This is a genomic window from Chitinophaga sp. 180180018-3 (assembly GCF_037893185.1).
In the GTDB taxonomy this organism is placed as follows: Bacteria; Bacteroidota; Bacteroidia; order Chitinophagales; family Chitinophagaceae; genus Chitinophaga.
In genome coordinates, this window is sequence record NZ_CP140772.1 from 33,476 (window position 1) to 53,610 (window position 20,135).

A 20,135-nucleotide genomic window follows, 5' to 3' on the forward strand; every position below is an offset into this window, starting at 1 on the left:
TTTTTCCTGCTTTTCATGTACCATGATTATTTCTTCATCAGCAGGAAATTGCTGGCGCCATCGCTGGTTTTCTTCTGAAACTGGTTGGGAGAGAATCCGGCAAATTCTTTGAATACCCGGATGTAGTGGGATTGATCGGCATAATCGTTTTCAAAAGCGATATCGGAAAGTTTGCTGTAGTTATTCTTTTTCAGTTGCTCAAGTGAATACTGAAAACGGCAGATGCGGGAAAATAATTTCGGAGAGATGCCTACGCCCTGTTTAAACCGCCGCTCAAAACTCCGCTCAGTCAGTTGCAATTGTTGTTGAAGATCTTTCAGAGAAATACTACCCCTGGAATCCATTATCTGCGCCAGCGCAAATTGCGTAATCTCATCTGAAGCACCGCTGTTTTTACTGATCTCGTCGAAAAGAAAAGCAGCTATCACCTGTATCTTTTCTGTCAATGAAAGTGCATCTGCCAGTTTTTCTGTCAGCCGGTATTTACCGGAGGCCGACATCAGGTTGAGGTCCATACAACCATCTGTCAGCTCATTGGCATTGATACCAAAAACTGACCGGAGCGCGTTAGGATAACAGCAAACACCAATGGTACATATAGTACCGGTCAAACTCAGTTCTGTATAGCGGGTCGACTGGCCATATACCATCAGATCGGGTAACTGTTTATCATCCTGGTAAAATGTGCAACTGGCCGATAATTGGAAGATCAGTCCTGGACAGCCGTCGGCCACAGGCCCGAATATCCTGGGCTCATGATCTGTTTCGTTATTCTCAAGTGTCCAGAAGTAACGAACATGGTTTTTCAGGTAAGCCGGTGGAAGAATTTCCTGATATTTCATCTTCAGATAATGAGATGTTAAGGTAAGATTTTTTAATGATTTGAAATGAAGCCCCTAAATTTAGGACCTAATCAGGTTCTTTATGAAGAAAGCGTTACAACATATGGCTGTTTGTCTGGCTGTTTTTTTCCTCACCTGCACGGTTACTGCACAAAACAAAATAGTAGTATACCAGTCTGATTTCGGGTTGAAAGACGGCGCCGTATCTGCCATGAAAGGAGTGGCTGTAAGCGTGTCGCCCGATCTGAAATTATATGATCTTACTCACGAAATACCTGCGTACAACATATGGGAAGCTGCCTACCGGCTGGAACAAACTGTTCCATACTGGCCCGCAGGAACGGTGTTCGTTTCTGTAGTAGATCCCGGAGTAGGAACCAGCCGGAAATCGGTAGTACTGAAAACCAACAGCGGGCATTTTATTGTTACGCCGGATAACGGTACACTTACCCTGGTGGCCGCTTCGCAGGGGATCGCAGAAGTGCGTGAAATAGATGAAGCGGTAAACCGCCGGAAAAACTCTCAGCAATCCTACACCTTTCATGGCCGGGATGTATACTCCTATACTGCCGCCCGGCTCGCTGCAGGCGTAATCAGTTACGAACAGGTAGGACGTTTGCTGCCCCGCGAAGTGGTTAATATTTCATATCAGCCTGCTACCCTGAACGGCTATACGCTGAAAGGAAATATTCCTGCACTTGATGTGCAGTATGGCAACGTGTGGACGAATATTCCGGGAGAGCTGCTAAACCGCCTGCAACCTAAGTATGGCGATAAATTCCACGTGGTATTTTTGAACGGAAATAAAAAGGTATATGAAACAGATGCTCCTTATAGTGAAACCTTCGGGGCAGTGGAGATAGGAAAACCGCTGGCTTATCTGAACAGTCTGATGCAGTTGTCGTTTGCCCTGAACCAGGGAAATTTCGCCGCCGCTCACCAAATTGGCAGCGGCGGCGAATGGAGCGTGGAAGTGACCCTCCTGCGCTGAGTATTATTGTGCCTGCAGCTGATCCAGGATAGGATGATCGATGCCCTGCAGGGTAGTAACAGCTGGTTTTATCAGTTCCAGCACAGTAATTTTGTTGCTGCCTTTGTGCAACCACTCGGCGGGCACATACAGCGTTTGCTGTGGCCCAACCTGCCAGTATCTGCCCAGATGATGGCCGTTGATCCAGACAGCACCTTTCCCCCATTTACTCATGTCGAGGTAAGTATCGCCAATGGTGCTAAGCGTAAAGCTGCCTTCCTTCAATACAGGTGCATCTGCTGTTAATTGCCCTGTTTTCACAGCAGGCTGTTTGTCGAATGGAAGTTTGAATTGCTGCCAGCCCTGTACCGGCTTGTTATTCAGCAGTACTGCTTCCGTAATTCCTTTTTTGTTTTTAAGAAGATAAGGGCCGAAGTTAATGCGCCCCAGATTTTCGACAAGCAGATCGAGCGTTACTGTTCCGGCTGGCAATGTCAATTGCACGCTGTCCTGTTTCAACCGCCTGTCGAGTATAGCTACCCGCTTACCGTTTACAAAAACGATTCCGTAGTCCCTCAGGTCTTTGAGTTTGAGCAACGCATCATATCCTCCCTTAACTGTAGTTCGGTATAACACAAAACCATATGCCTGATGAAGGTCTTCAAACGTCAACGGCGCTACGCTTTTTACTGCCTGTGGTAAATTTGCGAATACACTGCCACTGCGGGTAAAAGTGATGGCTGGTGTTTGTATAGACGGTTTCTTTGCAGGTACATCCGGAAGCTTTGTGCCTGCTGGCAGATGCCTGGCAATCACTTCCCGGAAATGCATGAACTTAGGAGTGGCATTTCCTGCTTCATCCAGTGGCGCATCATAGTCGTAGCTGCTGATTTGCGGTTCATACGGACTCTGATCGTTATAGTTGGCGCCGTTCATATAGCCGCGGGTAGTGCCACCATGATACATATACATGTTGATGGAAATGCCGGCTGCCAGCACCCGGTCCAGTCTGTTCAGAAACTGCTCGTAGGGTACAGTGTGGTGTTTCTGACCCCAGGAGTCGAACCAGGCCGGATACCATTCTGCTATATAGTAAGGGCCTTTCCCGTTGTGATTTTCATTCACCAGCTTTTTTACCTTCTCCGGATCATCTACCCCGTTTACTGCCGGCAGCAATCCGGGTAGATGCCCTTTTGCTACATCTGCTGCAGGATCACAGGTATAGAGTAATCCATCGAAACCTGCATCCACAAACATCTTGCGGTTGATCTCCAGGTATTCTTTATCGCTGCCATAAGAGCCATACTCATTTTCAATTTGCACCATGAGTATATTCCCTCCATGGTTGATTTGCAGTCCTGACAGCTGGCGGCCCACTGCCCTGATATAATTCCGGTAGGCATTCAGGTACTGAGGTTCTTTACTCCTTACTTCCAGTCCTTTTTCGTTCTGCAACCAGTAAGGATAACCTCCGAATTCCCATTCTGCACAGGCATACGGACTAGGCCGCAAAATCACCCACAGCCCTTCTTCATGTGCAATTTTTACAAATGCAGCTACATCTCCGTTGCCGGTAAAATCGTAATGTCCTTTCTCTGGCTCATGCATATTCCAGAATACATAGGTGCCTATTGTGTTCAGGCCCATCGCTTTGGCCATCTTCAGCCGGTCGCGCCAGCATTCGCGTGGCACGCGCTGGTAATGTATTTCACCGGATATCATCTGGAATGGTTTCCCATCCAGCAGGAATGCGGAGTCTCCCAGCTGGAATGTATGCTGGGCCTTCAACTGAAAGGCACATAACATCATCAGAATGGCGACACTTAGTTTTTTCATTGCGTTACTGTTTATTATTGAATATTTCCTGTTAAGGTTACCACGGCACGCGGAGGAATAACTGCCACAGTACCGGAAGTGAAGCCTGGCTGCAGGCTTCCTTTGCTGTTGGTGGTATAGCTCCGCATATTACCTTTCTGCATGCCCTTGCAATGAATGTCAACGGTAGCCTGACTGTTTCCGCTGTTGATGATCACAATACAAATCTGATGATTAATATTGCTGAATGCTGAAATGCGTATAGCCTTCCCCGTATCCCCTGCCTCACTTACCAACACCCGTTTTGCTCCCGGCCGGATGAACCGGCTGTAGTTACCCAACACCCACATCATTTTGGTGTCGTGGATCTCACCATCCGTTTTATGCTTATCCACGTAAATCAGGCCGTCTTTATAATTATAAGGCGACACTGCCAGCCACCATTGCCAGGCCGAAGCATTGGCCACTGTAAGATCCGTATGTATCACGCGCGCCATATAAAGGGCCGCATCCATTCCCAGATCTACCCCGGCGCCATTCATTTCGCCCGCATTATCGCCAAGTATGCAATACTCCGATTGCCAGAACTCAATGCCGTTCAATGCCGCCGCTACACGTTTTCGTATAGCTATGGCCGTATCTTCCGGCGATGTGGTGAAATAACTGTGTGCTGCAATGCCTTTATAAATCCTATCAGGATTTCCCTTACGGAAAAATGTTTCAATCTGTTGTCCACTGGCCGGTTTGCCATTGGGAGCATACAGGTAGTTCAGCTGCCCCGCTTCCGTGAGCAGCAACTGTGTTGGCAGCCTGGCTTTATGAAAAGATGCGGCAATAGCTTTGGTGAACCCATAGATTTCATCGTTGTCATAAGGGCATCCTTCCTGACCGCCATCGCTCCAGTCCCACTGTGGCTCGTTCACCGGGCTGAGAAAGTTGAATGTAATGCCCATAGTACGGCGTATTCCCTGTACTACTGCAGTAACATATTCAGCCGCAGCCTGGTACCGGTCTGGCGCCAGGTTGCATTTACCATGATTAGCAAAGGCTTTACCATTGCTGGTAAACGCCACCGGCGGACTGTTCAGAAATCCCAGGAACTGCTTCACGCCCCGCTCTCTGGCGGCTTGCAGGAACCATCGTTGCCCGGCCTGTTTGCTCCAGTCATAGCCCTGATTGGCGCTGAAGAACGACTCCGCTCTCCGCCATTCGTCGCGGATGCCGCTGCTGTCGCCCTGTTCAGCGCTTCCTGCGCCTATATTGAACCGCCACATCGATAAGCCTATTCCGCGGGGCTGCCCACTGACAGTAGTATCCGTACTGAACAGCCAGTCGGCCATCTGGTTACGCTTACTGTCCTGCCAGTTGCCAACAAACTGGCAGGACCATGCATCGGAGGCGGCGAAGTTACGAATGGTTTGTACAGTTTTCCCCGGGTCTATATTTACTTCCAGCGACTGGGAGGCTGCCTTTTGCAGCACCAGCCATAGTGGTAAGCAACAAATGATCTTCTTCATAAAATCAATAACAGTTAACCGCCTCCTCAGAGGCTCAGTAAGGTAGCAAAACAGGCGTTAAATATTTTCGAATCCTTTTTAATAGCCCGGATTCTGCGCCAGCTGGTTATTGGATGCCTGTATTTCAGCACGCGGAATAGGCAGCCAGTAATGCTTTGCACTGAATGCACGGTTGGCCAGCGCTACTTTTCGTGTATACTTGTAAACTCCGCTACTAACGGTAACGTCTATACCGTATGCAGGTGTGTTTTCTGTTACATCGGCTATTTTCCAACGGCGTACATCATAGAAGCGATGTTCTTCAAAGGCGAGTTCCACCTGACGCTCCCTTCTTATCGCATCCCGCATCTGGCTCTGGCTGAGGCCCGGAGTGAGCAGCGGTTGTTGTACACTGGCACGTTGTCTGATCTGGTTGATGGCGGCATATACGCTGGCATCAGGACCTGCGGCTTCGTTCTCAGCTTCTGCATAGTTCAGCAGCACTTCTGCATAACGCATATAGATCCAGGGTTGCAGCCCTGCTACATCCCAGGGATTGTCGATGGGATTCTTCTCGTCCAGGAACTTGCGCAGGTAGTAACCGGTTTTGGTAGTGTTCCAGTTCGATGGCCCATCCTTACTATCTTTACCACCTGGAGTATATATCTGTACAGTAGAATTCCGGTAAGTAGCGCCGTTGTATAAAATGGAGGCGTATAAGCGGGCATCCCTGTTGGCGTAAGGGTTTTGAGGATCGTAGCCGGAAGCTGGATCAGAGATAGGTTTGCCGTTTTTCATTTCATATGCATCTACTACGTTCTGCAACGGTGTGTTACCTGCCCATCCATTGTAGCCGTTAGGTCCGTTGGATATTTCAAGACATACGTGGCGGGCACCAACAGCGTAAACGCGTTCGAAGATGATCTCGTTGCTGTTGGGGTTCAGGAATAATTTTGAGTAGTCTGCATCAATGCTGTATTGCGAAAGATTCATGACTGCCTTTGCCGCATCTGCCGCATCCTGCCAGGTGCCGGCATTGTAGAGCGGACTGGCTGCATACAACTGCAATCTGGCTTTCAGGGCCAGCGCCGCTCCTTTGGTGGCACGTCCCAGTAACCAGCTGCCATCATTGGTAAGCGGAAGATCCGCTGCAGCAGCAGTCAGCTCAGATACTGCATAGTCGATGGACTCCTTGATACTGGTCCGTTTGAACAGATCCGGATTGGTGAGATTATCGCTCAGGCTGTACTCTTTATTACCCATCAATACTATCCCGCCGTAGTTGCGGATAAGATCCTGGTAGCGATATGCCCGGATAAAACGTAACTCTGCTCTCAGTTTTTTCCGCAGTCCGTCGCTCATGGTAACACTGTCGATATTATTCAGCCCGAAGTTACATTCCCGGATGCTCCGGTAGCTCCTGCCCCAGATGGTACCGGCGATCCCGGTATTTTCCGGCGCCATTTGTCCCTGTTGTATTACCCAGGTATTATCGTCGTTATTATAAATGGACTCGTCGGTAATGGAGCTCCATAAGCCATATTCAAAGCCACGGCCAAAACCTGGATTGGTACCTTCTCCTTCCTTGTCCTGTAGCCGGATGCTCATATACCGGTTGATGACATAATCCTGGAATAACATGGAATCGGCCAGCACGGCGCTGCCCAGGATACGGTCGGTAGGCACGATATTCAGATAGTCTTTCTTGCAGGAGGATATCAATCCGGCTGCTGCCAGAGCAAGACTGCATATTATATTGCTAGTTTTCATTGTAGTCTTTTTTGTTGGTTTAGAACTTCAGGTTTACGCCAATGTTCATGATGCGCTGTTGCGGATAAAACTGGCCGCTGCCGCTGTCGCCTTCCGGATCATAGTCTTTCACCCTGGTGAAAGTCAACAGGTTGAAAGCATTGGCATATACCCGCAGACTGGATACTTTCCAGCGTGTCAAAAGATCTGAATGGATGGTATAACCGAGGGATACGTTCTTCAAACGGAGGAACGAAGCATTATTCATCCAGAAGGTACTTGGATACCGTCCGCCATTAACGGAAGATGATGCCCGCTCATCCACACGCGGATAACTGCCATTGGTATTAGTGGGGCTCCAGCGGTTATCTGCCCAGCTGCTGTAATAGTTACCAATGGTACCTGATTCAGGCAGCACATACTGACTTACATGTGTCTGACCGGCAAATAATATAAAGAGATCAAAACCTTTGTAGCTGCCGTTCAGAGAAAGGCCGTAGGTGATTTCTGGTATATTGCCATATTTAGATCTTACCTGGTCATCAGCTGTGATCTGTTTATCGCCATTGTAATCTTCATAAATCAGATCTCCCAGTTTGGCGCCCGGCAAGTGAGGATATTTATCCAGATCTGCCTGTGTTCTGAAGATGCCGATGGCATTATAAAGCAGGTAGGTATTCAACGGACGTCCGGTTTGACGCTGATAAGGCAGTACACCTGCGGCTTCGTCTATAAAAATGATCTTGTTTTTGGCATAAGTCATGTTACCGGAGATGTCATAACGAAAGCCACTGCTGGTGGTATGACCATAGCCCAGCATTGCCTCGATACCGCCACTGTTTACCTTCCCGATATTTTCGGCTGGCACCAGCGGGTCCGAACCGTACGGATTTACGATACCGGATACCTGTGGTACAGAAGAATTACGCTGGGTAAGGATTTTAGACCTTTTCTGCTCGAAGTAGATGAACTCCATGTAGAAATCGTTCAGGAAGGTCATATTTATACCCAGATCCATCTTCCTGGCAACCTCCCAGGTAATATTAGGATTGGCAAGCTTTGTCAGGTTTATACCTGTTTGTATCACACCGTTCAGCACATACTGGTTTACAAAAGAGTAGTTGTTGAAGTACTGGAACATGCCTACGTTATCGTTACCCAGCGATCCATAAGAACCTCTCAGCTTCAGGTCGTTGATAAATGTAACCGGTTTGAACCACGGCTCGTTGCTGATACGCCATCCGGCAGAAACAGAAGGGAAGAAGCCCCATTGCCTGCCTTCAGGGAAAGTAGAGGATCCGTCGCGGCGGGCCTGCACTTCCAACAGGTATTTCTCCTGATAGTCGTAAGCTAATCTGCCGAGGATACTTCTTCTCGTAAAACTATAACTGGAGCCGGAGTTGTCTTTGTCGGTAGCGGCGGCACCTCCCTGCGATAATTCAGGAGCCTGCGGTGTCGGGAAGTTACGGCGGGATGCGCCAAACAACTCGTCGGAAGTTTTGCTTTGTTCATATCCGATAAACGCATTGACATTATGCGCTCCGAAATGGCGCGCGTAATTCAGCTTGATATTGGAAGTGATCATGGTCATATTTTCCTGCGACTCGCTCAACGTGGGCAATCCATTGGATCCACCAACCAATGTGGGATCATATGCCCCTGTTGTTTTGTTAAGTGTGTATACTTTATAGGGAGTACTGAAATTCTTGTCAAAGTTCCAGCTCTTATCGGCAGAAAGGTAACCGTCGAGCGACAGTCCCTCTACCCCTGGTATCGCATAACTGCCCTTCAGGATACCATTGAACACCTGTGTAGGGTTTCTGTTGATCCCCCCGGCATCTGTGCCCTGCATGATGGGGTTATTGTTTTCAATGCCGGTAGTTGGCAGCCCATTGGGGTATCTGTCCAATACGGTTGGATAGGCCCTGTAAATTCCCCGGAAAATAGTGCCTGCACCAACAGTAGGGAACCGGCGGTCTTCTTCGCGCCCCGAAAGATATAATCCCACCTTTAGACGGCTGGTGATATCTGCGGTGATGTTGGATCTGAAGTTGTACTGGTTATATTGGGTCGCCCCGTTTTTGTACAGGCCATTCTGGCTGATCATGCCAATCGACAGGTAATATTTTATATTTTCACTTCCACCTCTTACAGATAGGTTGTGCTGAGTTTGAGTCGCTGTTTTCTTCAGTGCTGCTTTCTGCCAATCAGTATTAGGGTAATTGACCGGATCCGATCCATCTCTGAACTTCTGTAACTGATCTGCGGTATAGAACTGGTTCATTCCTCCTGCCGGGTTATTATAATACTGGATCTCGTTCATGATCTGAGCGTAGGTAGCAGCATCCGCCATTTTGGGCAGCCGGGTAGGGGAAGAAAATCCCTGGTTGAAGAAATAGTTGATGACCGGTTTGCCGGGTTGTCCCTGTTTGGTAGTGATCAGCATTACTCCATTTGCCGCCCTGCTTCCGTAAATGGCCGCAGAAGCGTCTTTCAGGATGGATATACTTTCAATGTCGTTCGGGTCCAGACGTTCCAGCCCTCCAATCTGACCAGGTACCCCGTCTACTACCATCAGTACATCATTATTACCGGTAGTCGCCAGCCCCCTGATGGTGATCCGGGAACCGTCGTAACCAGGTTCACCGGAGCGGTTATTGGCAATAATACCCGGAAAACGCCCGGTCAGCGAGTTGGATACGTTGGGCTGAGGGCTTTGTACCAGCTCTGCACCCTTTACCACCGAAATAGACCCGGTGAGGGTGGCCTTTTTCTGGGTACCATAGCCCACTACCACTACCTCGTTCACGCTTTTACTCAGTGCATCGAGGGATACCCGTATGGGCGACAGGTTCTTAATTACATAAAGCTGTTCCTGGTACGACATATGGCTGAACACCAGCGTGTCGCCCGGCGCAGCAGCAATCGAAAAGTTTCCGTTGGCGTTGGTCAGGGTGCCTGCTGTCTTGTTTTTAATCCTTACAGTTACCCCGGGAATATGATCCGCCCCGGCGGATACAGTTCCGGTAATAGTTCCCTGCTGGGCCCAGGCCCTGGATCCGGTCAGCAGTAATAGGATGGAAAGCATCAGAGAGGTACTCCGTAACAGGACAAACAATAAACTGTCCTTTCCGGATAGAGTTCTTTTCATAACGCATTAGATTTGGTGAGTTGGAATGGTAGAATACAATTTTGGTTGCGTGAACAGCCGTTCTTCAATCTTGTACAACTGCAATGTACTATGCCCCCCAGACTCCATAGAGGGGGTAAATCATTTAAAAAGGGGGGTAAAATCGTAAAATGAAGCAGGGGGGTATTTTGCGGATATGTGTCATAAAACTCCCTGCTATGGCTGGTTAGCCAAACCAGCCTGTGGGCTTTTCTAGTTTTCTGTTACATTGAAATCCCGATTGAACGAATGGCGGTATTTTTTCACATAATCCGAAGGATTCATTCCGAATAACTTTACAAATTGCTCCCGGAAGTATTTAATGTCGCCTATGCCCACCTGCATAGCTGCCTGGGTAATGGTATAATTTTCCTTCAGGAGCAAAACGGCTGCTTTCCTCAAACGGATACTCCGGATAAAGGAATTAATGGTTTGCCCGGATATGGATTTTACCTTTTTATACAAACTGGAATGACTCATGCCTATCTCCAGCGTAAACTTCTTGATGGAAAAAGTTTCGTCGTCCAGGTTATTTTCAATAATCTCTATACACCTTTTCAGAAAATCCTGGTATTCTGCCGGTACCTTAATATTGCTGTTCTTCAGGGTGATGTTATCAAAGAAGTATTGCTGTAACAGATTCCTGTTTTTGATAATATTATTCACCTTGGCCATCAGAAAATCCTTATCGAATGGTTTGGTGATATAATCATCCGCACCGCCTTCCAAACCCTTGATACGGGTATCCGGGGCAGACGATCCGGTTAGAAGGATCACCGGGATATGGCTGACGGTATCAGTTTGTTTGATCCGGTTACAGAGCTCCATCCCATCCATACCATCCATTTGGATATCGCTGATCACCAGGTCGGGCATGAATTTCTGCACAGCGGCGAAACCGGTAATGCCATCGCTGGCCTCATATACAATGAATTTATCGCGGAAGAGCTGCTGCAGGTATTGCCTGATCTCATCATGATCGTCGATCAGCAGGATGGATTTTTTCTCCGTAATGGTGGTCGTAGGCAATTCGGCGTCTTTGCCAGAGGCTGTTGCCACCGGGTTTTCCACCGGAGGAGCCAGTTCCTCCAGGAAGGCCGATTTTTGCGGGGCCTCTTCACGAAGCTCCATACCCGTAAAATGAGCCGACCCTTTTTTCAGCGTTATCATGAACGCAGTGCCCTGGTTCACTTCACTTTGATAGGAAATATGACCATGATGTTTCTCGGTGAAATGCTTCACCAGGTAAAGACCTATTCCAAAACCGGTCTGCAGGGAATCTTTCTGATCCCGGGCCCGGCTGAATTTCTCAAAGATCCTGTTACCTGCATTGCCGGATATCCCCCGTCCACTGTCTTTGATGATGATGGTCGCGGTTTCTTCCGCTTCTGTCACCTCCAGGATAATACTCCCATTGTCGGGCGTGAATTTGAACGCATTGGATAGCAAATTGAATAATACGATCTCCAGCTTTTCGCTATCACCATATAACCATATAGTGTCGATTTGACATTTAAATTGAAAATCGATATGCTTGCTTTGAGCTTGTTGAGAGAAACACTGGAACACTTCCTGACCAAGATGCACCAGGTTGAGCCGGGAGATGTTCAGTTGATCGCCCTCCTGATCGGCTTTACGGAATAGCAGGAGCTGATCTACCAGGCTGAGCAGGCGCCGGGCATTCCGGTACACGATGCCCAGGCCATCAATTTCCTGCCGTTGTATCAGTTCCTTCAGCGGATTGATGATCAGTGTCAGCGGCGTTCTGAATTCATGAGATACATTGGTGAAAAAGGCCAGTTTCTTTTCACTCAGTTCTTTTTCTTTTTCGTTTTCCAGGTGGGCAAGCCGGATCTCATATTTCAGTTTTTCTTCCCTCGCTCTGTAGCTTACATACAGGTAAATGGCGCCTATGGTACTCCCTATATAAAGCAGATAAGCCCACCATGTCCGGTACCAGGGTGGCAGTACGGTAACGCTGATCGTTCGCTGATCGGGCCCCCAGATTCCGTCTGCGTTACTGGCACGGACTTCAAATACATAATGCCCCTCGCGCAGATGCGTGTAATTGGCAGTCCTGGTTTGCCCGGCATTGACCCAGTTGTTGTCCCAGCCTTTGAGGCGGTAAGCATAATTGATCTTGTCCGGTGAGGTATATTCCAGGGCCACAAAATCAACGGAGATAGTTGCCTTATCGTAAGGAACGGTAATTTCTTCTACTTCTTCGCGGCTTCGGCTGGTAATGTATTTATCCAGCTCTGTAATGGAAGTATTATTCACTTTAACTGCCGTGAGCCATACCGGAGGCACCGGACTTTGCGTGATCACACTGTCGGGGAAAAATAGATTAAACCCTTTGATGCCACCGAACAGGAACTCGCCCGATGGCAGCTTTAATGCTGCATTAAAGCTGAATTGATTGCTTTGCAGACCATCTGAGGCAGAGAAGTTCCGGAAACTTTTTTTCTCCGGATCAAACCTGCAAATACCGTTAAATGTGCTCAGCCAAAGGTTACCATGGCCGTCTTCCAGGATGCGGAGTATGGAATTACTCGGCAATCCCTCCGACGTTGTAAACCTGCTGTATTGCCCGGTTTGCCGGTTAAATAAAAGTAATCCTCCACCGTCGGTTCCCACCCAGAACCGGTTTTTCCCGTCTTCATGCACGGAACGAACGGTATAACCAACATCGAACCGCTTATGCTGCAGGTGTGCTCTGTCGATAAGTATAACGGAAGAATAATTACCGCCCCAGAGATTCCCTCTCCGGTCTTCCTCGAGGCATTGCATATTTACAAGACTGCTGTCGAACAACTCAAACCTTTGCTGCTGCCGGTTAAACCGGTACATCGTTCCATTGTTCGTAGTGCTGGCCCAGAGTGTTGCCTGTCTGTCTTCATACACCAGCCATACATTATTTTCTGCTGCCCGGGTATACGGATTAAAACAGACATAATGCTCAAACGTGCCGGTGGCGGCTGTATAGTGATTGACACCACCAAACCAGGTGGATAGCCATAGCCCTTTATCGCCATCGTTGATGATGGACGTCACAAAATTGCTGCTGATGCCCTGTTTATTGCCGGCGGTTTGTTTGAACGAAGTCCAGGTATTGCTGGCGCGGTTCCAGTTCTTTAACCCCCCGCCATCTGTACCAATCCAGATATGCTGATGGCTGTCTTCACAAAATGAAAAAATAAAATTATCTATTGCGCCGGTCGACTGGCTATTATTGAACGTCACCAGCGTAAACGGGTTGCGCTTGGGTTCTATGATGTTAATACCTCCTCTCAGGGTACCTACCCATTTCCTGCCCTGCCGGTCTTCATAGAGAGAATACACCGCATTACTACTAAGTTGCTGCGGGCTGCCGGGTGTGGTAAATGGCTCGCCGGGCTTGTCCGGAGAAACGATCAGGTAAATGCCATTGCCATCTGAACCACACCATACCACTCCTGCCTTATCCACATAGAGGTTCACCACTTTACTGTTCAGGGGAAGCGCATTGGGAGCATATTTCCCGGCCGACGGAAGGTAGCGGAACACCCCGGTATCTGTACCCAGCCAGATGTTCCCGGCATCGTCGGCGGTAAGACAATTACCCCTGGTGATTTCCCGGTTGATCACGGTGAGCCGCCGGGTGGTAACGTCATATTTACACAATCCTGTATGCTGCACAAATACCCAGGCGATGTTTCCTTTCTCTACAAACTTAATGGCAGTTACTTCATAGGCCGTTTGTCTGCCGGCCAGCGGGATTTGCACGCCGGTGGTGTTGCTGCCGGTGAATTGCAGTAAGCCTTTGTTCTCCGTACCAATGAGTATAATCCCGTTTTCGTTCGACCGGATAATATGTGTATTATCATTGATGGGCTGCGCAGATTCGCCGTTTGCCGGCTGATAGCGCGGGATGGAAAATTTTTCGGTAGCAGGATTGAAAACGCAAACACCCCTGCGGGCACCTACCCACAACTGATGATGAGGATCGTCCGCAAGGGTGTAAACACCATTATCTACCAATGTAGTACTGTCGCCGAACTTATTTCTGAATATCCTGAATTTATAACCATCGTAACGGTTCAGGCCATCGTAAGTGCCGAACCACATAAACCCTTTATGATCCTGGTAAACACTGGTCACTGCATTGTTGGATAACCCGTCTTCGATACCCAGATATCTGACAGGGTATTCTGTGGCAAAGAGTGGAACAATAATGATCTGTATCAGTGATAAAGCAAAGTAAACTTTCTTTACAAAGCGCATAGCTCTTTTTTAACTGCTATAAAGCTATTAAAAAAGACAGTATTTTATGAACAGGAGTTATATCTCATTAATTAATGCTGCCTCCACTCCCTGAAGTCGGGCCAGACGCTGTGCCCATACTCTCCAATGCAGGTAGTCAAAAACAATAACCGCCAGCACAATCGCTCCGAGTGACATATACCTGGTATTGTTCCACTGAATGCCGGATAACAAAAATGTAGACAAGGCGGCAATGGCCAGGGTTCTCAGCGTAATGACGGCCACCGCATATTTCCTGATCTGTATAATCTTCCTGCGCATGGTTGCTAACAGGCTGTCGTTACCAGCCCTGCTGCCTGCCAGGATATAGCCGGTAACATTGCCCGCCAGCTGGCATATCACGGCCGCTACAAGCAACAGGTTCAATACCCACGGTCTTTTATCTCCATCAAAAAAATCATAGTATACTGTCAGGAACAGCGCATAACATACTGTTTCAAAAATGAGCTGCTTCCTGATACCTTTCAGTACCGGAGAGGCATGTTGTTGAATAATTTGCCGGAGCTGATTTTCAGGCTTGCCGGGAACGGGAACGCTGTCCCATAGTTGCTTTAAAGGATCCATATTCTCAGAGATTTAAAATGTTTTTGATCTTATTTCTGATTCTGTTCAGCTTTACGCCGATGTGATTCTCGTTTATACCAAGTATGCCTGACATCTCCTGGTAGCTCATATCATCAAGATAAAGGGCCATGATAGCTTTTTCTGCATCGTTCAGCTGCCGGAGCGCGATAAAGAGTTGCTCCGTTTGTTCGGACATAACAGGCCCCGCCAGATCAGCTGTTTCAGGCAAATGATCCGTGTAGGTAATGCCGGGTTTCCGTTTCCGGAAGTCGGCCAACGCTGTATTGAGAGCTATTTTATAAATCCAGGTACTGAGCTTCGCCCGGCCATCGAACGATGGCCACGATTTCCATAGCTGGTATATCATGTCCTGGAAAAGATCCTCCCTGTCTTCCCGATGATCCCTGTACAGGCGACATAGCTTAAACAGGATGCCCTGGTGCTGCTGAATAGTATCGAGGAATGCCTGTTTGTCCATTGAAAGAAATTTAACAGGTTAGTTGCAGCCAGAGGCAAAAACTTACAGGGGCTATAATTTTTTTACCAGATTACTTTATTGACCGTCGCCCAGTTGCGGGTAGTACAGGGCACGCCCAGCTTTTTCTCCAGCTGGATGATCACATCCAGGGGCTTGGCTTCCAGATCCTTTTTTATCATGGTATACACTTCCAGGGCTGTCATATGTAGCGTTTCCGCCCTGGACTGCAGCGATGCGATGACTGTTGCTGCATGTTCGCCGGCAGCTGTTGCCAGGAAGGAGATGTATATCTGCACCTGTTTGTCCGGAATCACGTCAGGAAAAGGCGTCTGTGCAACAACGCGTTCCAGTTCTGCAACAGAACGAATAATAGTAGGAACCTCAAATCCGTAAGTCTTGAATAACAGCTGTTCTATTTTTTTTGATAACGCTGCCGCGCTGGTACTGCCCGATTCAAACATCACATTGCCGCTCTGTATATAGGTTTGCACGTTCTTTAACCCGGCTGTGGTGAGCAACTGTCGGAGCTCTTCCATTTTCACAATTCTCTTTCCAACGTTTACGGCTCTTAAAAAAGCAACATACTTCGCCATATGGTTTTCAGCTTTACTTTGTAAGTTTGTTTTTATGCACTACCTCGAAATCATTCACAAATTATACAACTTACCGGAAGATGCCAATGCCGGTTATACGGAAGAAGAATTATCGGCGTTGGAACTGCGTCTGAAGATAACTATACCAGACGTCCTCCGGCGCTATTATAAAACCCTGGGCAGAAACGGCCACGTGAACGATAGCTTTAACCGGTTAACCTCCCTGGGGGAGATCGGCTTTTCTGAAGACGGGCACCTGGTGTTTTATGAAGAAAACCAGGCTGTTGTACTTTGGGGAATAGCACCGGAAGATATTGCTGCTGCTAACCCTCCGGTATACGGTACGTACGACAGCAACCGCGCAGAATGGTTTATGGATTCGGATACCATGGAGCATTTCCTGTTGTCGATGGCCTGGTGGAATGGTGCATTAGGTGGATTAAACTATACTGCCTTCACTGATCTGGAGGAAGATTTGGCGCCGGAGAAACTTAGCCTGGTTACCACACACTGGAAGGAACAGGCAGGCGTATCTAATCAGTTACTCCGTTTTTTTACCAATGATTATGCTGAAATAATCGTTTTTACCATCGACGAGGAGGCCCAGGTGAATGCCATTTATTTTGGTACTAATAAGGAAGACAGATACAAAGAGGTTATTCACCAACTCGATATGGAGTGGAGTTACCGGTCTGACCGCGACGTGTAAATCCGGTAACCCAGTACCGTTATCAACAACCCGTAAAATAGCCCACCCAGCATAGTTGCCAGGTAGTCTAGCCCTCTGCAGTTGATATGATGAAGCTGTTCATTGATCAGTAGTATAATACCGCTGACAACAATCACGATGCTCCAGAATCCGGCTTTCCGGGCAATGGGAAGCTTCCTGGCGTTGTTCACTGTGGGTGTTTTCAGGAAAAAATAAAATAGCAACAGCAACCCGGCCACAGAGCTCAGGTATTGCATCAGGTACCACATTTTCATGGGGTGCTGCCATATCGTAATATTCCTGCGGAGAAAGCTGCTGAGTAGCACAAAGTATCCCTCTTCATGAGTAAAGGCATCCAGGAAGAAATGAGTCAGTATCCCTGACACAACAGATATCAGTACCACCACATAGTGTTGCCGGAAATAACTGTTCCAGTTGAACCAGCGGTAGCGCAATAACCTGTTGCCAGCCCATCGGGGCAGGAAGGAAACCAGTATCGGCTTTACCAGCATATGATATATGTAGGCAAGCAGAATGGATAACGGTATGTCATATACGAAAATTCCCCACCACTGATGACCGGAATTGAAGTATGGATTGAGAAAAATAAAATATAAAAAATCAGGTACCATACTGCCTATGATCAGGCCGGTAAGTGAAAGATAGTTACGGGAGGTTTGGGTAAAGGGTACAACTACAGCCGCATGTGATATCGTGAATGGCATCTTTTTATGGTTATTATCTACAAATTTAATTTAATCATCATAAAATAAATCTTCTTTTAAAGAAATGTTAATGTTAAAATCGTCCATCAATTCCGATGATTTGTCCAAGCATGTTTTTGTTGATAAGCCTTACTTTTATATAGTCTTTGAAAACATAAAAACAATGTGTTATGGCAAACTGGAAAATCGATGAATCACACAGCGAAATAGGATTCAAAGTTAAACATCTCATGATAACAAACGTGAGTGGATATTTTACCCGTTTTACCGGGAAGGTGGAAACCAACAGCGACGACTTTCATGATGCGACGATTACATTTGAAGCAGCAGCAGACAGTATAGACACGCAGAACAAACAAAGAGACGAGCACCTGAGGAATGGCGATTTCTTTGATTCAACAAATTTCCCCACCATTCATTTCGTCTCAAAAAAAGTAAAGAAAATAGATGACGAAAAATATAAACTACTCGGTGACCTTACTATCAAAGGCGAAACCCACCCGATAGAGCTGGACGTTGTGCATGGCGGTATCACCGTAGATCCTTACGGTCAGACCAAAGCCGGTTTTGCCCTCAAAGGCCGTTTGCATCGTGCCGACTACGGCCTGCGTTGGAATGCCACCACCGAAGCCGGCGGCATCGTACTCAGCGACGAAGTAAAACTCAACATGGAGATACAGGTGGTGAAGGATAGTCACTAGCTTCCTGCTACCTGCCAACAGCTATCGAGACGGATTATTTATTCGCCTGGGTAGCTGTTGGCTAAAAGCTAGCTGCTAGTCCCTATCTTTGTGCCATGAAATTCGAGCAATACAGGATTTCCCCAGAGATAAAGGAAAGTTTGGCGGAAATGGGCTTTAAGAAGCCTACAGATATACAATTTAAAGCAATCCCCTCCATTCTTGCAGGAGACGATGTCATGGCCATTGCCCAGACGGGTACTGGCAAGACAGCCGCTTTTGCTATCCCTATCCTGCACCGCCTGCAGCAGCAGGACCGCAAATCCCGGAAAGACCGCTATGAGGTAAAGTGCCTCGTAATGGTGCCTACCCGGGAGCTCGCCATACAAATTGCAGAAGTTTTTCAATCAATCGCTCAACATACAGAACTGACCATCATGGCGCTGGTAGGTGGAGTAGATCAGGAACCCCAGATCAAAATACTCGAAAAAGGTGTGGATGTGCTGATCGCTACTCCGGGCCGGATGTTTGATCAGATTAACCAGGGCCACCTCGATCTGAGCCAGGTACAAATACTGGTACTCGATGAAGCCGATCACATGCTCGATCTGGGATTCATCCGCGATATCCGCGACGTGATCAAACATATCCCCCGGCAGCATCAGACCCTTTTCTTCTCAGCAACGCTTAATAAAGACATCAAAGACCTGGCTTATTCCGTAGTGAATAACCCGATCCGTATACAGATCTCTCCCAAAGACCCGGTTTCCAAAAATGTAAGCCATGCCGTAGCCTATGTGGAAATGGATGATAAACGTTTTTTCCTGGAAAGATTAGTGAAAGAGTTTCCCGATAGCAAGATATTGGTGTTTGTTCGCACCAAAGTACGGGCCGAACGGGTGATGGCCGCCATGGAACGGGTAGGGATTAAAAGTCTTACCATGCACGGAGGCAAAGAGCAGGACGACCGGCTGGATATCATGAGCGAATTCAAAAAAGGCGATATTAAAGTATTGATCACTACGGATGTAAATGCCCGCGGTATCGACATTCCCAATGTAGATTATGTAGTAAACTACGATCTGCCGGATGTGCCTGAAAATTACGTGCACCGTGTAGGCCGTACCGGACGCGGCGTACAGAAAGGTCAGGCTGTTTCCTTCTGCAGCACAGAGGAAAAGCCCATCCTGGAACAGATACAGCATTTCCTCGGCAAAGAGATCACTGAAATGAAGATCGATAAAGACGACTATCGTGAAACAATCAGTTTCTCTGAAGATATTCCTAACGATAACTGGCAGCTATTGCTGGATCAGCATAACAAGGAAATGGAAAATCTGAAGCGTAAGAAGAAATCCAAAAAGAAATAAATAAAAGGGTTCCGGTAGAATACCGGAACCCTGATCCTAACACTATTAAATCTATAAACTGTCGTTATTGTTTTACCGCCTCCACGTTCACGGTAATATCAACAGTAGGAGCTACCGCATATACACCGGAAGGTAATTTATCTGCGTATTTCACGCCGAAATCAAGACGGTTGATGGTGGCTTTAGCAGTGAAACCTGCTCTTCTCAATCCCCATGGATCTTTAATCACGCCATTGTAAGTAACGTCAAAGGCTACACGTTTAGTGGTATTCCTGATAGTAAGGTCAGCCAGCAATACGTATTTGTCGCCAGCAACCTTTTTCATGGAGATGCTTTTCAGCGTCAGGGCAGGATATTCAGCTGCGTTGAAGAAATCATCTGACTTCAGGTGATTATCGCGCTGATCCACACCGGTAGAAATGCTTGCTGCATCTACAGTGAAATCTACCTTTGCATTCTGAAAATTAGTGCTGTCGGCAGTTTCAATGGTGCCGCTGAATTTGGTAAAGTGGCCCTGTACATAGCTCAGACCCAGGTGCTTGACACCAAAGATGATGCTGGTGTGTGCAGGATCCGCATTCCATTTTACCTGCGCAAAAGATACAATACTGGCTAAAACCAGGAGGGATGTAAAGAAGAAACCTTTTTTCATTTTGTATTGATTATAATTTAA

15 protein-coding genes are annotated in these 20,135 nt (G+C 47.5%); 4 read left to right on the forward strand and 11 right to left on the reverse strand.

Going from position 1 to position 20,135, the window contains the following annotated elements; translation table 11 throughout:
* Nucleotides 1–26 precede the first annotated feature (26 nt).
* The gene (locus UNH61_RS00200; RefSeq protein ID WP_326990082.1) at nucleotides 27–842 is read right to left on the reverse strand and encodes a helix-turn-helix domain-containing protein; all 816 of its coding nucleotides are present in this window, start codon (nucleotides 840–842) and stop codon (nucleotides 27–29) included.
* Between the two features lie 82 nt (nucleotides 843–924).
* Here UNH61_RS00200 and UNH61_RS00205 point away from each other — a divergent pair, with 82 nt between their 5' ends.
* On the forward strand, nucleotides 925–1,833 hold the full coding sequence (locus UNH61_RS00205; RefSeq protein WP_326990083.1) for an S-adenosyl-l-methionine hydroxide adenosyltransferase family protein: 909 nt from the start codon (nucleotides 925–927) through the stop codon (nucleotides 1,831–1,833).
* 3 nt (nucleotides 1,834–1,836) lie between these two features.
* Here the strand turns inward: UNH61_RS00205 and UNH61_RS00210 are convergent, their stop codons facing one another.
* The 8 genes from UNH61_RS00210 to UNH61_RS00245 all read right to left on the reverse strand — a co-directional run bounded on the left by UNH61_RS00210 (nucleotide 1,837) and on the right by UNH61_RS00245 (nucleotide 15,978).
* Nucleotides 1,837–3,648, reverse strand: a complete 1,812-nt coding sequence (locus UNH61_RS00210; protein ID WP_326990084.1) for a beta-galactosidase — start codon at nucleotides 3,646–3,648, stop codon at nucleotides 1,837–1,839.
* Nucleotides 3,649–3,662: 14 nt separating this feature from the next.
* Entirely contained in the window at nucleotides 3,663–5,144 is a 1,482-nt protein-coding gene (locus tag UNH61_RS00215; RefSeq protein WP_326990085.1) for a glycoside hydrolase, read from the reverse strand.
* A gap of 78 nt (nucleotides 5,145–5,222) precedes the next feature.
* Nucleotides 5,223–6,893: a RagB/SusD family nutrient uptake outer membrane protein gene (locus tag UNH61_RS00220; RefSeq protein ID WP_326990086.1), complete on the reverse strand. Its 1,671-nt coding sequence runs from the start codon at nucleotides 6,891–6,893 to the stop codon at nucleotides 5,223–5,225.
* 19 nt (nucleotides 6,894–6,912) lie between these two features.
* Nucleotides 6,913–10,023 (reverse strand): TonB-dependent receptor, encoded by a 3,111-nt coding sequence (locus tag UNH61_RS00225; protein WP_326990087.1) that lies wholly within the window; start codon nucleotides 10,021–10,023, stop codon nucleotides 6,913–6,915.
* A 231-nt stretch (nucleotides 10,024–10,254) separates the two neighbouring features.
* Complete coding sequence (locus UNH61_RS00230; RefSeq protein WP_326990088.1) at nucleotides 10,255–14,304, reverse strand: two-component regulator propeller domain-containing protein; 4,050 nt, start codon at nucleotides 14,302–14,304, stop codon at nucleotides 10,255–10,257.
* 57 nt (nucleotides 14,305–14,361) lie between these two features.
* Complete coding sequence (locus UNH61_RS00235) at nucleotides 14,362–14,907, reverse strand: hypothetical protein (RefSeq protein ID WP_326990089.1); 546 nt, start codon at nucleotides 14,905–14,907, stop codon at nucleotides 14,362–14,364.
* Between the two features lie 4 nt (nucleotides 14,908–14,911).
* Complete coding sequence (locus tag UNH61_RS00240) at nucleotides 14,912–15,385, reverse strand: sigma-70 family RNA polymerase sigma factor (RefSeq protein ID WP_326990090.1); 474 nt, start codon at nucleotides 15,383–15,385, stop codon at nucleotides 14,912–14,914.
* A gap of 62 nt (nucleotides 15,386–15,447) precedes the next feature.
* Complete coding sequence (locus UNH61_RS00245) at nucleotides 15,448–15,978, reverse strand: DUF1697 domain-containing protein (RefSeq protein ID WP_326990091.1); 531 nt, start codon at nucleotides 15,976–15,978, stop codon at nucleotides 15,448–15,450.
* Between the two features lie 34 nt (nucleotides 15,979–16,012).
* Between UNH61_RS00245 and UNH61_RS00250 the strand changes: the two genes are divergently transcribed.
* On the forward strand, nucleotides 16,013–16,687 hold the full coding sequence (locus UNH61_RS00250; RefSeq protein WP_326990092.1) for a hypothetical protein: 675 nt from the start codon (nucleotides 16,013–16,015) through the stop codon (nucleotides 16,685–16,687).
* Here UNH61_RS00250 and UNH61_RS00255 read toward each other — a convergent pair.
* Nucleotides 16,663–17,412 carry a DUF4184 family protein gene (locus UNH61_RS00255; RefSeq protein WP_326990093.1) on the reverse strand — a complete coding sequence of 250 codons (750 nt, stop codon included), beginning with the start codon at nucleotides 17,410–17,412 and terminating at the stop codon, nucleotides 16,663–16,665. The two genes, UNH61_RS00250 and UNH61_RS00255, sit on opposite strands and share 25 nt — an antisense overlap.
* A gap of 170 nt (nucleotides 17,413–17,582) precedes the next feature.
* Between UNH61_RS00255 and UNH61_RS00260 the strand changes: the two genes are divergently transcribed.
* Nucleotides 17,583–18,113: a YceI family protein gene (locus UNH61_RS00260; RefSeq protein WP_326990094.1), complete on the forward strand. Its 531-nt coding sequence runs from the start codon at nucleotides 17,583–17,585 to the stop codon at nucleotides 18,111–18,113.
* 95 nt (nucleotides 18,114–18,208) lie between these two features.
* A complete protein-coding gene (locus UNH61_RS00265) occupies nucleotides 18,209–19,462 on the forward strand; it encodes a DEAD/DEAH box helicase (RefSeq protein ID WP_326990095.1) in 1,254 nt (417 codons plus the stop codon).
* Between the two features lie 64 nt (nucleotides 19,463–19,526).
* Here the strand turns inward: UNH61_RS00265 and UNH61_RS00270 are convergent, their stop codons facing one another.
* Nucleotides 19,527–20,114, reverse strand: a complete 588-nt coding sequence (locus tag UNH61_RS00270) for a YceI family protein (protein ID WP_326990096.1) — start codon at nucleotides 20,112–20,114, stop codon at nucleotides 19,527–19,529.
* Nucleotides 20,115–20,135 lie beyond the last annotated feature (21 nt).